Origin of the sequence: Micromonospora sp. NPDC051296 (genome assembly GCF_040682255.1) — a bacterium.
In the GTDB taxonomy this organism is placed as follows: domain Bacteria; phylum Actinomycetota; class Actinomycetes; order Mycobacteriales; family Micromonosporaceae; genus Micromonospora; species Micromonospora craterilacus.
The window spans coordinates 1-14941 of the sequence record NZ_JBFBAO010000152.1 but is presented as its reverse complement, the minus strand read 5'-3'; the positions used below and the strand labels follow the sequence as shown (position 1 = coordinate 14941).

16 protein-coding genes are annotated in these 14941 nt (G+C 70.8%); 6 read left to right on the top strand and 10 right to left on the bottom strand.

Translation table 11 applies throughout. The features are described 5' to 3' along the window. The 5 genes from AB0M52_RS17595 to AB0M52_RS17575 form a co-directional block, all read right to left on the bottom strand. On the bottom strand, nucleotides 1-768 hold a 768-nt coding region (locus tag AB0M52_RS17595), incomplete at its 3' end, for an MBL fold metallo-hydrolase (RefSeq protein ID WP_363954430.1). Nucleotides 769-943: 175 nt separating this feature from the next. Then, entirely contained in the window at nucleotides 944-1372 is a 429-nt protein-coding gene (locus AB0M52_RS17590) for a carbonic anhydrase (protein ID WP_363954428.1), read from the bottom strand. A gap of 2 nt (nucleotides 1373-1374) precedes the next feature. Further along, on the bottom strand, nucleotides 1375-3141 hold the full coding sequence (sulP, locus tag AB0M52_RS17585; RefSeq protein ID WP_363954426.1) for a sulfate permease: 1767 nt from the start codon (nucleotides 3139-3141) through the stop codon (nucleotides 1375-1377). Beyond that, nucleotides 3138-3722, bottom strand: coding sequence for a rhodanese-like domain-containing protein (locus tag AB0M52_RS17580; RefSeq protein WP_363954424.1), 585 nt, complete (start codon nucleotides 3720-3722; stop codon nucleotides 3138-3140). Before AB0M52_RS17580 ends, sulP begins: the two co-directional genes overlap by 4 nt. A 71-nt stretch (nucleotides 3723-3793) precedes the next feature. Then, nucleotides 3794-5119 carry an MBL fold metallo-hydrolase gene (locus tag AB0M52_RS17575; protein ID WP_363954422.1) on the bottom strand — a complete coding sequence of 442 codons (1326 nt, stop codon included), beginning with the start codon at nucleotides 5117-5119 and terminating at the stop codon, nucleotides 3794-3796. A gap of 179 nt (nucleotides 5120-5298) precedes the next feature. Between AB0M52_RS17575 and AB0M52_RS17570 the strand changes: the two genes are divergently transcribed. Continuing rightward, a complete protein-coding gene (locus AB0M52_RS17570; RefSeq protein WP_363954420.1) occupies nucleotides 5299-6105 on the top strand; it encodes a GntR family transcriptional regulator in 807 nt (268 codons plus the stop codon). A gap of 105 nt (nucleotides 6106-6210) precedes the next feature. Beyond that, a complete protein-coding gene (locus tag AB0M52_RS17565; RefSeq protein ID WP_363954418.1) occupies nucleotides 6211-6477 on the top strand; it encodes a metal-sensitive transcriptional regulator in 267 nt (88 codons plus the stop codon). A gap of 55 nt (nucleotides 6478-6532) precedes the next feature. Here AB0M52_RS17565 and AB0M52_RS17560 read toward each other — a convergent pair whose 3' ends face one another. The 4 genes from AB0M52_RS17560 to AB0M52_RS17545 form a co-directional block, all read right to left on the bottom strand. Further along, nucleotides 6533-6925 (bottom strand): DUF302 domain-containing protein, encoded by a 393-nt coding sequence (locus AB0M52_RS17560; RefSeq protein WP_363954432.1) that lies wholly within the window; start codon nucleotides 6923-6925, stop codon nucleotides 6533-6535. 99 nt (nucleotides 6926-7024) lie between these two features. Then, nucleotides 7025-7690, bottom strand: coding sequence for a metalloregulator ArsR/SmtB family transcription factor (locus AB0M52_RS17555; protein ID WP_363954416.1), 666 nt, complete (start codon nucleotides 7688-7690; stop codon nucleotides 7025-7027). Then, the gene (locus AB0M52_RS17550; protein WP_363954414.1) at nucleotides 7683-9008 is read right to left on the bottom strand and encodes an MFS transporter; all 1326 of its coding nucleotides are present in this window, start codon (nucleotides 9006-9008) and stop codon (nucleotides 7683-7685) included. Before AB0M52_RS17550 ends, AB0M52_RS17555 begins: the two co-directional genes overlap by 8 nt. Nucleotides 9009-9235: 227 nt before the next feature. Then, the gene (locus AB0M52_RS17545) at nucleotides 9236-10681 is read right to left on the bottom strand and encodes a M20/M25/M40 family metallo-hydrolase (protein ID WP_363954412.1); all 1446 of its coding nucleotides are present in this window, start codon (nucleotides 10679-10681) and stop codon (nucleotides 9236-9238) included. Between the two features lie 281 nt (nucleotides 10682-10962). On the opposite strand from AB0M52_RS17545, the gene AB0M52_RS17540 reads away from it, so the two are divergent. After that, a complete protein-coding gene (locus AB0M52_RS17540) occupies nucleotides 10963-12198 on the top strand; it encodes a helix-turn-helix domain-containing protein (RefSeq protein ID WP_363954410.1) in 1236 nt (411 codons plus the stop codon). Between the two features lie 171 nt (nucleotides 12199-12369). On the opposite strand, the gene AB0M52_RS17535 is transcribed toward AB0M52_RS17540, so the two are convergent. Continuing rightward, the gene (locus tag AB0M52_RS17535) at nucleotides 12370-12501 is read right to left on the bottom strand and encodes a hypothetical protein (protein WP_363954408.1); all 132 of its coding nucleotides are present in this window, start codon (nucleotides 12499-12501) and stop codon (nucleotides 12370-12372) included. Between the two features lie 196 nt (nucleotides 12502-12697). Here AB0M52_RS17535 and AB0M52_RS17530 point away from each other — a divergent pair, with 196 nt between their 5' ends. The 3 genes from AB0M52_RS17530 to AB0M52_RS17520 all read left to right on the top strand — a co-directional run bounded on the left by AB0M52_RS17530 (nucleotide 12698) and on the right by AB0M52_RS17520 (nucleotide 14777). Continuing rightward, nucleotides 12698-13498 (top strand): cell shape-determining protein MreB, encoded by an 801-nt coding sequence (locus AB0M52_RS17530; RefSeq protein ID WP_363954406.1) that lies wholly within the window; start codon nucleotides 12698-12700, stop codon nucleotides 13496-13498. Between the two features lie 30 nt (nucleotides 13499-13528). Then, nucleotides 13529-13843 carry a TraR/DksA C4-type zinc finger protein gene (locus tag AB0M52_RS17525; protein ID WP_363954404.1) on the top strand — a complete coding sequence of 105 codons (315 nt, stop codon included), beginning with the start codon at nucleotides 13529-13531 and terminating at the stop codon, nucleotides 13841-13843. 163 nt (nucleotides 13844-14006) lie between these two features. Continuing rightward, complete coding sequence (locus AB0M52_RS17520) at nucleotides 14007-14777, top strand: rod shape-determining protein (protein ID WP_363954402.1); 771 nt, start codon at nucleotides 14007-14009, stop codon at nucleotides 14775-14777. Nucleotides 14778-14941: the final 164 nt, after the last annotated feature.

Below are 14941 nucleotides of genomic sequence, written 5' to 3'. Positions count from 1 at the left end.
GGGGGCCTTGGCGTGGTCGAACAATTCGCGCGCCTTGCGGTTGAGCACGGCGTCGAAGGCGAAGTAGCCGGGTGCGGCCGGCTGGCCGCCGGTGACCAGGGCGAGGAACTGCTCCTGGCTCATCGGGGCGCAGGCGTAGTTGGTGCGGCGCTGTTCGCCGATGGTGGACTGCCGTTCGGTGGAGAGGTTCTTGCCGCAGGCCGAGCCGGCGCCGTGGGCGGGGAAGACGCGGACCTCGTCGGGCAGACCCATGAGCTTGCGCTGCACGCTGTCGTAGAGCATGCGGCCCAGCTCATCGGCGGTGACCCCGAGCGAGGCGAGCAGGTCGGGCCGGCCGACGTCGCCGATGAACAGCGCGTCGCCCGTCATCACCCCGTAGGGGACCGAGTCGTTGGCCTGCGAGTACACGAGGATGCTGATGGACTCGGGGGTGTGGCCCGGGGTTTCCATGATTTCCAGGGTCACGTCGCCGAGGCTGATCCGCTCACCATCGTGCAGCTTGCGGCTCGGGTACTCGGTCTCGGCTCGGTGCCCGTAGCCGATCCAGGCGCCGGTCGCCGCGGCGACCTCAAGGTGGCCGGCGAGGAAGTCGGCGTGGAAGTGGGTGTTGATGACGCCCTCGATGGTCAGCCCGTGGGCCTGGGCGTCGGCGAGGTACTCGTCGATGTCCCGGCGCGGGTCGACCAGTACGGCGCGCTTGGTGGCGTCGTCGGCGATGAGGTACGACGCCTGGGACAGGCAGTCCAGGTAGTACTGGGTGAACAGCATTCGTCAACTCCTTCTACGGAATGTGGTGGCCAATGGAGCCGCCTCTTCATTTATACCCCCGGGGGTATCCACCCGACCACCGTGGCCAACGCCTCCCCGGTTAGGCCCTGGGCTAGGCGGGCGCACCGTGGCCTCGCCGCTGATGGGCGCCGCCGCTGCGGCGTCACCACCGGCCCTACGTCGCCGGCCGTATGCCGCTGTCCGCCGCTGGCACTTCGGCGACGATTTCGGGGTCCCAGCACCGCTCGCCGCAGCGATCGGCGTGGACGGCGAGAATCCTGGTGTTCGGTAGCCGTCCGGCGAGTCGGGCCAGGCTTTGACGCAGCTGGGTTCGGTGTTCTTCGGCGGACACGGGGTTGCCGGCGCAGTCGGCGTGACCGGCGATGACCAGCGTGGTGCTTCCGTGGGCCTGCTGGGAGACCTGCACCTTCTCCAGGAGAACCTCCAGGCACCGCTCGCCGGTCGAAGCCAACACGGCCTCTGGTCCGGGCTCCGTGATCGTGTCGAGGTACTCGACATCCAGGTGTTTTCGCACCCACTCGTCCAGGGGCCGCTGGATGCGCCCGTCGATGCAGGTGAACATCGTGGCGAATCGGTCAGGCACGGTCACCACACCTCCTGGAAAGCCGGCGGGTCGAGCCGGGACGCCGCTGGACGCGGCGGGCTGGGCTCCTGGTTCCCGATCGCCGCGAGGGCGGCGCTGATGTCGGGGTGCACGTGACCCGCCTCGCGGAGGGGCTGCCACGCGCCGGCCCGGTCGAGCAGGTCGCGCACTGGGCCTCGAACGGTTGCCAGCTGGAGCACCATCCCGCGTGCGGCGATGCGTTCGCGTAGTTCCGTCAGGGCGTGGGTGCCGTCCGCGTCGATGTCGCTGATCGCGCTGGCGTCGAGCACGATGGCCGCCAGACCCTCCCGCTGCTCGGACAGGGTGAGCAGCCGGTCTTCGAGGAGTTGGGCATTGGCGAAGTAGAGCGGGCCGTCCACTCGGATGATCGCGACCCGAGGGTCGGTGATCAGGCCGCGGTACCGGTCCACGTTTCGGTACGTGTCGGTTCCGGAGACGCGACCGAGTTCCGCGGTGTGCGGCCGGGCCGAGCGCCACAGGAAGACCGCGAGGCTGAACACCACGCCCGCGGCCAGGCCCGGCTCGACCCCGAACATCAGGGTGACCAGGAACGTCAGGGCCAGTGTCAGACCGTCGGACCGGCGGACCCGCCACGCGGTGACCGCTCCCTTGCGGTCGACCAGGCCGAGAACCGCGACGACGACGATCGCGGCGAGTACGGCCTTGGGCAGGTGGTAGAAGGCCGGCGTCAGCACGAGCGCGGTGACTGCCACCATCGCCGCGGTCAGCACGGTGGCCATCGGAGTGCGAGCCCCGGCGGAGAAGTTGACCGCGCTGCGGGAGAAGCCGCCCGCGACCGGAAACGCCTGGAAGAGTCCGGCAGAGACGTTGGCCGCTCCGACCGCCACCAGTTCCTGGTTGGGGCTGACGTGCTGACGAGACTTCGCCGCAAGCGCCTTGGCCACGGCGATTCCCTCCATGTAGGCCACCAACGCGATGGCCACAGCCGCCGGCAGCAGTGCCTGGATGTCCTGGCCGGACAAGGTCGGCAGTGCGGGCGCGGGGATACCTCCCGGTACGCCGGTGAGGATCCTCACCCCGCGGTCACCGAAGGACAGTGCGGCGCTGACTGCCGTCACACCGGCGACGACGAGTAGCGCTCCGGGCAGTTTCGGCAGGTACCGGCGGAGGAGCACCAGAGCGGCGACACTTGCCAGCGACACCACAATGGTCAAGCCGTGCGCGGTGGTCGCCGAGTGCCAGACCGATGCGACGACCTCCGGGAACGTCTCCGCCCGGCCGGCCTTCAGTCCGATCAGGTCCTTGACCTGGCTGGCGGCGATGACGATCGCCGCTGCCGAGGTGAACCCGGACAGCACCGAGTGGGACATGAAGTTGACGAGCACGCCGAGGCGCAGTACGCCCATCAGCGTCTGGATTACCCCGACGAGCAGGGCGAGCAGGCCGGCGAGCGCGGCGTAGCGGGCCGGGTCGCCGTCGGCGAGGGGTGCCAGCGCGGCGCTGGTCATGAGCGCGGTGATGGCCACCGGCCCGACGGCGAGAGATCCGGAGGTGCCGAGCAGCGCGTAGACCAGCAGGGGCACGATCGAGGCGTACAGGCCGGTGACCGGCGGCATGCCGGCCAGAGCGGCGTAGGCCATGCTCTGCGGCACCAGCATGACCGCGACGGTCAGGCCGGCGATCAGGTCGTGGCGCAGGGTGACCCGGTTGTAGCGGCGCAGCCAACCGAGCAGCGGTACCACTCTGGCCACCCCGGAGCGGTCCTGCTGAATGTAGGTGTCGTTCATCCTCGCGTCTGCTCCCTCCGCATCAGGGCGAGGGAGGCGCTGACATCGCAGGCTGCCCCACGGTTGTAGGGCAGCCTGGACAGCATCATCCCCATGCCACAGGTGTTGGTGAGTGCCGCGAAGACCAGGCCGGCGCCGATGAAACCGGCAACGAACCGCGCCGGCGGCCACCAGATGCTGGCCACGACGGAGATCAGCACGATGGAACCGGCGACCAGGCGAACCTGCCGCTCCAGGCTCCAGCGGTCACGGCCGCGCTCGACCGGACCGCCCGCGGTGATCCAGGCGTTCATTCCGCCGGAGATGACGGTGGTGCTGGTCAGCCCGGCTTTAACCAGCTTCGTGCAGGCCTGGGTGGCCCGGTTGCCGGACTGGCACATCAGCAGGATGCGCCCCCCGGCGTCCTGGACGATCCGGTCCAGGTTCGAGTCCACCTGGTCCAGCGGCAGGTTGATCGAGCCGGGCACGTGGGCCGTCTCGAACTCGCCGGGCGTGCGCACATCGACGATGAGCGTGTCGCGGTTGTTGGCCAGAATGGCTCGGGCGGTGGGTACGTCGATGCTGGTCGTGTTCGTGCTCATTGCGGAACTCCATTTCATGAGTGCGGCCGGCTGCGGAACGGTTCCGGTCGCCGGGACAAAAGAACGGGAGGTCAGGCGGTACGGGCGGCGACCACGTCGGCGATGCCGGCGCCGGTCAGCGCGACCGGCTGGTAGCCCTCGCGGGCCAGCAGCGTGGCGGCGATGGCGGCGCGTCGGCCGCTCCCGCACGCGATCAGCACCGGGCGCATGGGATCGATCTCGGCGGGCACACCGTCGCTGACCAGGTCGGGCAGGAAACGTTCCACCGCGCCGTCCAGCCGCACGGTCGCGCGTTCGCTTGGCATCCGCACGTCGAGCACCTGGGCGGCAGGGTCGGCGAGTCGGCGCACGAACGCGGACACGTCCGCCAGTTCGAACCGGCTGGTCGCGGCCTCACCCAGGTCGCGCAGTACACCGCGGACGCTGTCGACGCCGATCTGCGCCAGTTGGGTGAGCGGCACGGTGATGTCCTGGCCGGGCGCGGCCACGAGCACGATGGGCGCCTGGTAGGGCAGTAGCCATCCGGCCCAGCTGCCGAAGTCGTCGGCGACCTCGATCCCGATCGAGCCCGGCAGGAAGCCGGCGGCCTGATTCGCGCGGGGGCGAACGTCGAGTACCTGCGTACCCTCCGGCTGCTCGGCCAGATCCGCCAGATCGAGCTCGGGCACGGCCATTGCGGGCATCGGCGGAACGCCCAGCGTGTTCGCCGGCCCCATGTACTGGTAGAACGCCGGGATCGGCATCGGCTCGGCGAGCAGTTGATCGGCGAACCGCTCCACGTCGCTGACCGCCAGCAGCGGGTTGCTCTCCACTTCCTCGCCGATCGTCGAGGTGTAGCGACCGGCGCCGGTGGCGGTGCAGAACGAGCCCTCACCGTGGGTCGGCAGCAGGGCGAGATCGCGCGGCAGGCCGGCGAGACGGTGCAACGAGCCGTGCTGAAGCTTCGCGAGAGTCCGGGCGCGGGCCGGGCCCAGCAGATCCGGCCGGCCGGCCGAGGCGACCAGCAGGCTGCCGCCCGAGAACACGGCTACCGGCTCCCCGTCGATGAGCACCAGGTAGCTGGTGTGCTCGGGGGTGTGACCCGGGGTGTGGATCGGCCGGATGGTCAGGCCCTCGGCCTTGATGTCCTCAAGGTGGAACGCCGGTGTGTGCGGGTAGGCGGCGGCCGCCGCAGCGGGCAGCACCAGCTCGGCACCGGTACGCAGCGCCGCCTGCTCACCACCGGACACGTAGTCGTTGTGCAGGTGCGTCTCCAGCACAAACCGTACATCGACGTCGCGTTCGGCAGCGGCGTGCAGGAAACGGTCGATGTCTCGCTGCGGGTCGACCAGGACGCCCTTCCCCTCGTGCGTCAGCAGGTACGTCTGATCACCCAGGCCCGGTGTTCGGAATGACACGAGATCCACGGTGCGGCCCCCTCCTCTAGACCCCCGGTCCATACCCCCGGGGGTAACTGTTTCGAGTATGTACGAATGACCGGACAACTGCAAACCCCGATGCCGGCCGTCCCCGATGGCCCACAGGTCGGTACGCTTGTCCGGTCAACCCAACAGCTCGTGGGAGATGGCTGGCTTTCGTGGCAGAGCAGACGTCGGCGCGGCCCCTCGACCGCAACCTCCCCCTTCCTCTCTGGGCGCAGCTGTACGAGGACCTCGTGCGGCGCTTGGAAGCGAGGGCGTTCGGCGAGGTGTTCCCCGGAGAGCATCAACTGGCGAACGAGTACGACGTGAGCCGGCAGACCGTTCGCGAGGCGCTGCGCCGGCTGCGGCAGGCCGGGATCCTGAGTTCCGGCCGTGGGCGGCGCACCGACGTGCGGGCCGCTCGGATCGAACAGCCGCTCGGCGCGTTGTACTCGCTGTTCGCCGAGGTCCAGGCACGTGGTATGCGCCAGCGCAGCGAGGTCATCGCCCGGCGATCGTGCCGGGACTCGACGGTTGCGGACCGGTTGGGCGTAGACGTCGACACCGAGTTCGTGTACCTCGAGCGACTGCGGTATGCCGACGAGCAGCCCCTCGCCCTGGACCGCGCGTGGCTGCTCGCCTCGCTTGCGCGACCACTGCTTGAGGCGGACCTTCGAGAGACGGGCGTCTATGCCGAGCTTGCCAGGTTCAGCGGCGTCCGTATCGCCGAGGGGCAGGAGCGCATCTACGCTGTCGCACCCACCACGATTCAGCGCCGGCGCCTCGGCCTGGGGCGTGGCGCGGCGCTGTTGGCCATCGAGCGGATCGGCCGGGTGCACGGCGACCCCGTCGAGTGGCGGGAGACGCTCGTGCGTGGCGACCGGTTCAGCGTCGTCGCGACGTGGACGCCTCATACGCCGTACCACATGGCGGTCGGCGACGGCACCCCGCTGGGATCCGCCCGCCGGGGATCCGCCGGCTGATATCGGATGGCGACGAGTAGGACACCGCCCCGACGAGTAATCCGAGCCTCCGGGGGCGCATACCCCCCGGTGTACTGTTGGCCTGAACGATGAAGGGGGCTGGAGATGCAGGTCGACGAGAGCGCGGTCGGTGACGTGATCAAGAGGCTGCGTCGTGCCGAAGGTCAGATCCGCGGCGTCATCGGCATGCTCGAAGACGGTCGAGACTGCGCCGACGTGGTGACCCAGCTCGCGGCGGTGTCGCGAGCTCTGGACCGGGCTGGATTCAAGATCATCGCGAGCGGGCTGCAGCAGTGCGTCAGCGGCGCCCCCGGCGAGGACCAGAAGGCCAACCTCGACCAGATGGAGCGGTTGTTCCTGTCGCTCGCGTAGCCACCGAGTGATCCGACGCTTCAAGCGGGTAACACCCGGGGTGACTCGGGCGTGTTCAGTCAGTCAGCCCATCCAGCGCAGCGCGCAGGCGCCGTGTCGCCTCGTCCGCGACCGGTTGCAGTTCCGCCTGCCCGGTGAGCTGCACCATCACCTGCGGGTCGAGAGCCTGCACCAGCACGGCGCCCGGCCCGTCCGTGCGTACCACCACATTGCACGGCAGTAGCAGTCCGATGGCCCGGTCGACCTCGAGCGCCTGCTGCGCAAGCGGCGGGTTGCACGCACCGAGGATCACATAGTCCTCAAGCTCCGTGCCGAGTTTCTCCCGCAGCGTGGCCCGCATGTCGATCTCGGTCAGCACGCCGAACCCCTGCTGCTTGAGCGCGCCGCGGACCCGTTCGACGGCCGGGGAGAACTCCGCCGACAGTCGGATGGAAATCATGTACGTCATGCCGTTCACCTCCTCACCACGATGGTCCTGGCAACGGATGGCTGACGGGTGCCGTTTCGCGACAACTGACTCCGCCGCGACCTGCACATGCACCTCGGTTCAGGCTGCGACCGCCCAAGCCGGCAAGCCGGCCACTCGCCACTCCAGGACGCCGTCGGTGACGCGTCGCGCCCGCCGGCCATGGGCGGTGAGTATCCGGACGGCGTCGTGGGCCATGACGCAGTAGGCGCCGCGGCAGTAGGCGACGACTTCTCGGTCTTCGGGCAGTTCGGCGAGCCTGTCCTCAAGCTCCTCCAGAGGGATGGAAATCGCGCCAGGTAGATGTCCGGCGGCGTATTCCGGTCCGGGTCGGACGTCGAGGACGATGACGTCGCCGGCCTCGGCTCGACGGAGCAGGCTGGTGAGATCGATCTGCTCGGTGTCGTCGGGGCCGAGGTAGGCGCGGCGGGCGGGCTCCGTGTGTGGGCGGTGCTGTTGGGCAACGCTGCGCAGGTTGGCGAATAGTGCGACGACATCGTCGCCGGCCAGGGAGTACCAGATGCGAGTGCCGTCGCGGCGGGTGGCGACAAGCCCGGCGGCGAGTAGTCGCTGCAGGTGTGCCGAGCAGGTGGACAAACCCAGGTCGGCGGCGCGGGCGAGGTCTTCGACGCTGCGCGGGCCTTGGGCGAGCAGATCGAGCAGTTCCAGGCGCTTCGGGCTGCCGAGAGCTTTGCCGACGGCGGCGAACTCCGCGAACAGGGCGTCCTTGGCGGTTCGGTCACCCATTGGTGCCCCCCTGCGGCGCTGACGGTGCCGGAATCCGGCGTTGATGGGTCTCGTACATTCTGGCGGCGACCACCAGCCCCGACACTGCGGTGAGGGCGGCGACGGTCCAGACTGCGGCGCGCACACCGAAGGCGTCGGCGACGATGCCAGCGAACAGGGCGCCGACGGCGAAACCACCGTCGCGCCATAGCCGGTAGACGCCGACGGCGCGTGCCCGCCAAGCCGGGTGGGCGACGTCCCCGATGGAGGCGAGCAGCGTCGGGTAGACCATCGCGGTACCCATGCCGAGCAGGACCGCCGCGACCGCCCACAGGACGAAGACATCGGCGAGGGCGATCAGGGCCAGGCCCAGGGCCTGAACCCACATGCCGGCGGCGATGAACCACTTGCGTCCCCACCGGTCTGACAGCGCACCGGTGAAGAGTTGCCCGATGCCCCAGACAGCCGGGTAGAGCGCCGCCAGAACGCCGATGCGTGCGACCGACAGCCCGGCGGCGGCGAACAACACCGGGAACAGCCCCCACGCGAGGCCATCGTTGAGGTTGTTGACCAGCCCAGCCTGGCTCGCCGACGACAGGGCGGGCTCGCGGAAGCTGCTCTGGGTGAACACTTGTCGGTTGCTCAGCTCGTGATGCAGGTGGTCGTGGCGGCCGTCGGCACGGGCGACGTGGTTGGCGGCTTCGAGGTGGGCGTGTCCGAGGGTTTCCCGCACCACGAGCGTCGACAGGCCAAGCCCGAGCGCCGCAAAAGCGACTCCGAGCAGGAACGGTGCTGGGCGCAGCCCGTACTGCTCGGCGAGGTACCCGGTGGTCAGCGCGGTCGCGGCGACCGCACCGTAGCCGGCGGCCTCGTTGAGCCCCATCGCGAGCCCGCGCCGGGCCGGACCGACCAGGTCGATCTTCATGATCACCGTGGTGGACCAGGTCAAACCCTGGCTGATGCCGAGCAGCACGTTGGCGGCGACGATCCATCCCCAACCTGGTGCCCAGATGAGCAGCAGCGGCACCGGGACGGCGATCAGCCAACCGGCGACCAGTACCGGTTTGCGACCGTAGCGGTCCGACCAGGTGCCGGCGAAGTAGTTCGTGGCGGCCTTGGCCACGCCGAACACCAGGATGTAGGTCAGTGCGGCGGTGTGCGCGCTGAGGTGAAACGTCCGGGTGGCCAGCAACGGCAGGACCGTACGCTCCTGCCCGAGCATCCCGCCGACGAGCGCATTGACCGCGACCAGCAGGATGAACTGCGCCGCGTTCTGGCGCAGGCCCAAGACGATTGGGCGCGCCAGCGCGGCCGGGGTGGTCCCGACGCCGGGGCTCACGCGCCCGCCCCCAACGTTTCCCGGTACCACGTTCACACCCCTCATCCCTCTCCTGGTAAGCCCATCGCCATCACTTATGCATTATTCCACGGAATATTGGAGGACGGCGAGGAGAGGTGTGGGGCACATAGCGAACGATTCGGCGCGGTGGCGAGTGCGAGAAGCTGCACCCGCCACCGCGCCAGGCTGTCACCGACGCGGCGCTCGGATCACCGGGCGGGCTGTCGTCAGCGGGGGAACGCCACCGGGCTGCGGTATCCGTCCCGGTTGACGGCGCGTACGCCGAAGAAGACGTTGTCCTTGGACAGGTCGATGGTCGTGGTGGTGACGTCACCCACCTCGATGACGTGGGTCCAGTCCGGCTCGGTTGTCTCCCGCCAGAGCACCTCGTAGCCGGCCAGGTCCTCCTCCGTGCCCCGCTGCCAGCGCAACGTGGTGTCGTTGGTGAGCCCGCTGGTGACCATCGTCGCGTTCTTCGGGGTGCCGGGTGCCTGGGCCAGCGACCACATCGCCGCCCCGTTGACCCGGGCGACGCGGGTGATGTAGTCGAAGTCGCAGAATTCGGGTAGGTCGCCGTACTGCTTGCCGTCCACGACGCGGACATTCTGGTGCTGGTGGGCGAAGTCCTCGTTCGGCTCGGTGAACCGGCCCGCCGGCCAGCCCTCCTGGAGGAAGGGGATGTGGTCGCTGCCGCGCAGGTAGCGGTCCCGCCGGTAGATCACGCGGACCTGCATGCCGGTGACGCTGTGGGCGTTGACATCGGTGACGAAGCGGGCGAGCTGGCGGGACGCCCCGTCGTTCTCGCCGCCAGTCGACAGCCGGGTGGTCGCCTGTTGCGGCGTCTCGGAGGTCGGCACCCCCTCGGCGAAGAGCCGTACGGTGCGGTTGTCGCGGGCGCCGTCGTCGGCGGTGCTGCTTCCGACGATGTCGTTACTGAACATGCCTTGGACGTCGACCCCGGCGGCCTTGAGCTGCTTGGCCATGTAGGTCGAGCCGTAGAGGCCCTGCTCCTCACCGGCGACCGCGGCGAAGATGATGGTGGCCTTGGTGGGCCGGGTGGCCAGCACCCGGGCAAGTTCCATGATCACCGCCACGCCGGAGGCGTCGTCGTCGGCACCCGGTGCGTCGCTGACGGCGTCGTCGACGTTGCTGGCCCGGGAGTCGTAGTGCCCGGTGATGACATACACCCGGTTCGGGTCGGTGTCGCCGTGCAGGGTGGCGATCACGTTGGTGATCTGGGTCGGCACCGGAATCCGGGAGGCCCGTCCCTGTAGGTAGGACTGGAGCTCGACCGTCATCCGACCACCGGAGGCGGCGGCGTAGCCGAGCATTTCCTGGTAGATCCAGTCCCGGGCCGCGCCGATGCCACGCTCCGGGTCGGTCTGGCTGGACAGGGTGTGGCGGGTCCCGAACTCGGCCAGCCGCCGCACAATCGCCTCGATGCGCGCCTTGTCGACCTCGGCGAGGAGTCGCTTCAGCTCGTTGTCGGGATGCTGGGGCTTGGCCGGCTTGCCTGGCCCGTCGATGCGGTGCGCGCCGGGGGCCGCTGCGGCCGGAGCGCCAATCAGAGGTACGGCCACGGTCGCGGCGGCGGCGGTGGCGGCGGACGCGGTCAGGAAGGTACGGCGGGTGGACCTCGTGGGTTCCGCGCCGGTTGGCTGGGAGGACGTCATGTGATGATCGTGACTACCGACAGGGATCGCTGTCCATATTTATTGATCGCTAAATCCGGATCGACCTCGGCGTTTGCCTCAACCGTCGGGATTACGTCGGTTTCGTCGCGGAGCTGCCGGCATCGCGGTGATCGGCCGCCCGGGTGGGAGACCGGGGGTAGACGGTCACGCGGACGAGTAACAACTGCACTCCCGGCCGGCCACGCCCGTAGGCCGCCGCCATACGCTGGCCGGACCGGGTCGGCGGTTGGCGCCGGCCCCGCCACCGGGAGGTGCCACCGATGGCCGGGAGCGTCCGCCGAGCGGGCCCATCCGGAGCCAGTCCCGACGACGCGTGGCTGGCTGAGGTCGCCCGCGCGGCCAGCGCCGACGCCGGCGGGGTGCCGGTGGAACTGCTCGGCGACTACCTGCGGCTGCTAACCGACGCGGCGGTGACCGGTCGCCGGCCGCGCCGCGGAGAACTCGACGCGGTGGGGGTGCTGGGCCGACGCGCCGCCGAGCAGGGCGTGTCCGCGGGGCGGGCGGTGCGGCTCTACCTGTCCGCGGCCCGGCGGCTCTGGCAGCAGCTGCCCCATCTGGTGCGCTCCACCGACAGCGAGCGGGTACGGGCGGCGGCGGATGCCGTACTGCACGTCGTCGACACGGCCGTGGCCACGCTCGCCGAGGGGTACGCGGTGGCCCGCCGGGAGCTGGTCCGCCGGGAGGAGGCGCTGCGTCGGGAACTGGTCGACGACCTGCTGCGGGGTGAATCCGACCTGGGTGGCCTGGTGGAGCGGGCCGAGCCGTTCGGGCTGGACCTGGCTCGGGTGCATCAGGTGGTGCTCGCGTCGCCGAGCCGGCGGCTGCCGGACACCGACGCGGCGATCAGCGCTCTGGAGCGGGTCATCTTCGACCGGTTGGGTGACCGCGACGTGCTGGTGGCCACGAAGGAGGGGCTGCTCGTCGTGATCGCTCCAGCGGACACGTTGCCCGAGCGGGGCTCGGGCGAGGGCGCGTCGGTGGGGGATCTGGGCCGGCTGGTGCACGCCGAGTTGGACCGGCTGGCGCGGGGCCGGCCGTGGCAGGTGGCGGTGGGTCGCTCCCATCCCGGCCTGTACGGCATTGCCCGCTCCTACGAGGAGGCCCGCGAGGCGCTGACCATGGCGCGGCGGCTGCACGCCGACGCTGCCGTCATCGATGCGCACGACCTGCTCATCTACCGGGTCCTGCTGCGGGATCAGCCGGCCATGGTGGACCTCGTGCAGGCGGCGCTGATCCCACTGGGCCGGGCCCGTGGCGGAGCCGAGCCGCTGCTGGACACGCTGGACGCGTACTTCGCGTGCGGAGAGGTCGCCACCGAGGCGGCCCGCCGGCTGCACGTGTCCGTCCGGACGGTCACCTACCGGCTGGACCGGATCCGGACCTTGAGCGGTTACGACCCTGCCGACCCGCGCGACCGGTTCACCCTGCACGCCGCCGTGCTCGGCGCGCGGGCGCTGGACTGGCCGCGCCAGCCGCTGCCCGGCCCGCCCGTCTAGCGGGCCAGGCTGCGCCGGCGGCCAGTTCCGGGGGAGCGAGCCGGGTGGCCGACGCCTCGCCGCCAGGCCGACCGGACCATCACGAACGGTCATGGGCGTCGAACCGTGAGCGGTCGTGCTGTCCGGTGACCGGCAATCAGGCGGGCCGTTGTTGGCCGACGCCGCGCAATGTCAGTCCCTGGTTTTCGGCCGACGCTGGAGATCCGACGCGTACCCGAGCAGCGAGGAGGCGGTGATGACGACCCGTACGCCGGTGGCTTCGCCACCCCTGCCCGCCGACTGTCCGCCGCTGTCGTGGCCCACGCCGCCCCGCCTCGCCGGTCCGGCGTCCCTCAGCCGGCGGGAACCATCGGCACCCCCCGGCCCGGTCCTGACGCCACCCTGCGCCGCGACCTGACGGTCCACCCGAGCCCCGTCCCATCGGCGTCACCGCCAACCTCCCGCGCCGTTCCGCCCGGAGGGCGGCGGGATCGTCGTATCCCACGTGAAAGAGGTCGGTATGCCCGTCCACCCCGCGGAGCGCACCAGCGTTCTCGCCGGCCGGTCCCACACCCGCCGCCCGGCGATAACCGTCGACTCCGAACCGATCGCCGTGGACCTCGGCAGCGCGCAGCTGCGGATGTGGTTGGGGCCGGGCGGGGTGCTGAGCGTCCCGCTCGGCGAAGGGCTGCGAAGGCCGGTGGTGCGGCGGGGCCGGATCGTCGACGGTCCCGCCTGCATCGCCGAGTTGCGAAGGCTGCTGCGCGGCCACCGCACCCCGGTGCCGGTGGGGGCGCTGGTGGTGGCCTGCCGTCCGGTGCTCGCCCCCCGGGCCGACCAGGAGGTGCTGCGCCGCGTGCTCACCGCCGTGCTCGCACCGTCCCGGCTGTTGTTCGTCGACACCGTCCGCGCGGGCGCCATCGGTGCCGGGGCCGCCGCCGGCACGCTCCTGCTCGCCGACGTCGGCGCACAGCTCAGCGAGGTGGCCGTCCTGGAGAACGGACAGGTGGTCGCCGCCCGGCGCGCCGATGTCGGCACCCGCGACCTGAACGACGCGGTGACCGCCCCGATGCTCGCCGACACCGTCGCCCGGCTGGTCCGCGAGCTGCGCCGGGAACCGGCGGTGCGGCCCCTGGCCACCGCGGCCCTTGCCCGTGGGGTGGTCGTCGTCGGCGACGGCGCCACCCGACCGGACCTGACCAGCCGGCTGGTCGCCGCCCTGGGCGTCGCCGTGCACTGCGCCGCGTCGCCGAGGACCGCCGCGCTGACCGGTGCCAGCCTGGCCGCCACAGCGGCGCGCCGGCACCCCGCCGGTAACTGAACCCGACCTATTTCCGCAAAGGAGCCGACGATGACGCACACCCTGGACGGCCGCACGGAGACCCTGCGGGTGCTGCTGGAACGCCAGTTCCAGGAGCACGCCGACCAGCTCACCGAGCTGACGGTGCACTCCCGGCAACGCGACCACGGCGGACACGACCCGGACACCCTGCGCCAACTGATCGAGGCCGCCCGGCAGGGCGTCGCCGACACCGCGCAGGCGCTGCAGCGGATGTCCGAGGGCACCTACGGCGTCTGCGAGGGCTGCGGTGGCGAGATCCCGATGGCCCGCCTGGAGATCCTGCCCTGGGCCCGCTCCTGTGTTCCATGCCAGCACCGCCGCTGACCGGTGAAGCCGCCCGCTGCGCGGCGCTGCTACTGATACCGCCCTCGTCCAGGAGCACCATGCTGCCGTCTGTGGTCAATCTCGGTGTGGTCGTGCCCATCTGCGCCGCCTGCGGCGTGCTGCCGGGCCGGCATTCTGTCGCCCTCACGCCAGCCTGGAGGTGGTGAGCGTGCTGGTTGCCGGCGCGTATGCCCGCACAGGTGTGCGGCAGTGCCTCGCCCTGGATGTGGGCACCTCGACGGTCCGGCTGTGGACGCCGGCTACCGCGACGGTGATCAGTGCACCGGCTGCCATTGTGCTGCGTCCTGACGGCCGACACGTCGTGGGCCGGGCCGCGCTCGACGCGACGGTCACCCGCGGTGCGACGCCGCTCTGGCCGGTACGCGATGGTCTGGTGCACGACTTCTTCGGCTGCATGCACCTGGTGCGCACCCTGGTGACGGGTGTCGGGCAGCTGGACGATCTCGCCGCGCCGGTGCTCGTCGGCGTACCGGCCACCGCAACGCTGCCGCAGAAGGACATGCTGGTCGCTGCGGTCCGCCGGGCTGTCGGCGGACGTGTCACCGCAGTGGAAGAGCCGCTGGCCGCCGCGTTGGCCTGCCGGCCGGATCCGGGGCCGGAGGACGTGATCGCCGTGGACATCGGGTTCGGCCGTACGGAGGTGGTCCGCATCGTCGACCGCACGGTTGCCGCCGCCGAACGCGTGGGAGAAGGCAACCCGGTCGACCACCTCGCGGCGATCGCCGCGTGTGTGCGCCGCATGGATGTGCCCGGAGCCGGGACAGGGCGACGACGACTTCTCGTCACCGGCGGCGGCGCGGCGGCTCCGGGTGTCGCTGCCCGGTTGGCCGCGCTGACCCGTCGGTCCGTGACGGTACCCACGGATCCGCTACTGGCCACGCTGACCGGTCTGCGCCGGCTGCTCACGAGCTGAGGGTCCCCGGCGACGCGGAGGGTTGAGCAGGCGGGAGCCGGCTGCCGTGCCGTGGCACGGGGGGGCGTCCGGGCCGAAGGTCCTTTCGGGTGTGGGAGTTCGGCCCTGCGGTGTGGCTGGTGGCGGGGTCATGATGTGGGGGTCGGTGTTGGGGTTGTTGAGTT

What these genes read in the sequence shown, in the direction of transcription:
- sulP (WP_363954426.1), bottom strand. Translation starts at nt 3,141, where the DNA reads ATGAACGACACCTACATTCAGCAGGACCGCTCCGGGGTGGCCAGAGTG.
- AB0M52_RS17580 (WP_363954424.1), bottom strand. Translation starts at nt 3,722, where the DNA reads ATGAGCACGAACACGACCAGCATCGACGTACCCACCGCCCGAGCCATT.
- AB0M52_RS17565 (WP_363954418.1), top strand. Translation starts at nt 6,211, where the DNA reads ATGCAGGTCGACGAGAGCGCGGTCGGTGACGTGATCAAGAGGCTGCGT.
- AB0M52_RS17560 (WP_363954432.1), bottom strand. Translation starts at nt 6,925, where the DNA reads ATGACGTACATGATTTCCATCCGACTGTCGGCGGAGTTCTCCCCGGCC.
- AB0M52_RS17555 (WP_363954416.1), bottom strand. Translation starts at nt 7,690, where the DNA reads ATGGGTGACCGAACCGCCAAGGACGCCCTGTTCGCGGAGTTCGCCGCC.
- AB0M52_RS17545 (WP_363954412.1), bottom strand. Translation starts at nt 10,681, where the DNA reads ATGACGTCCTCCCAGCCAACCGGCGCGGAACCCACGAGGTCCACCCGC.
- AB0M52_RS17540 (WP_363954410.1), top strand. Translation starts at nt 10,963, where the DNA reads ATGGCCGGGAGCGTCCGCCGAGCGGGCCCATCCGGAGCCAGTCCCGAC.
- AB0M52_RS17530 (WP_363954406.1), top strand. Translation starts at nt 12,698, where the DNA reads ATGCCCGTCCACCCCGCGGAGCGCACCAGCGTTCTCGCCGGCCGGTCC.
- AB0M52_RS17525 (WP_363954404.1), top strand. Translation starts at nt 13,529, where the DNA reads ATGACGCACACCCTGGACGGCCGCACGGAGACCCTGCGGGTGCTGCTG.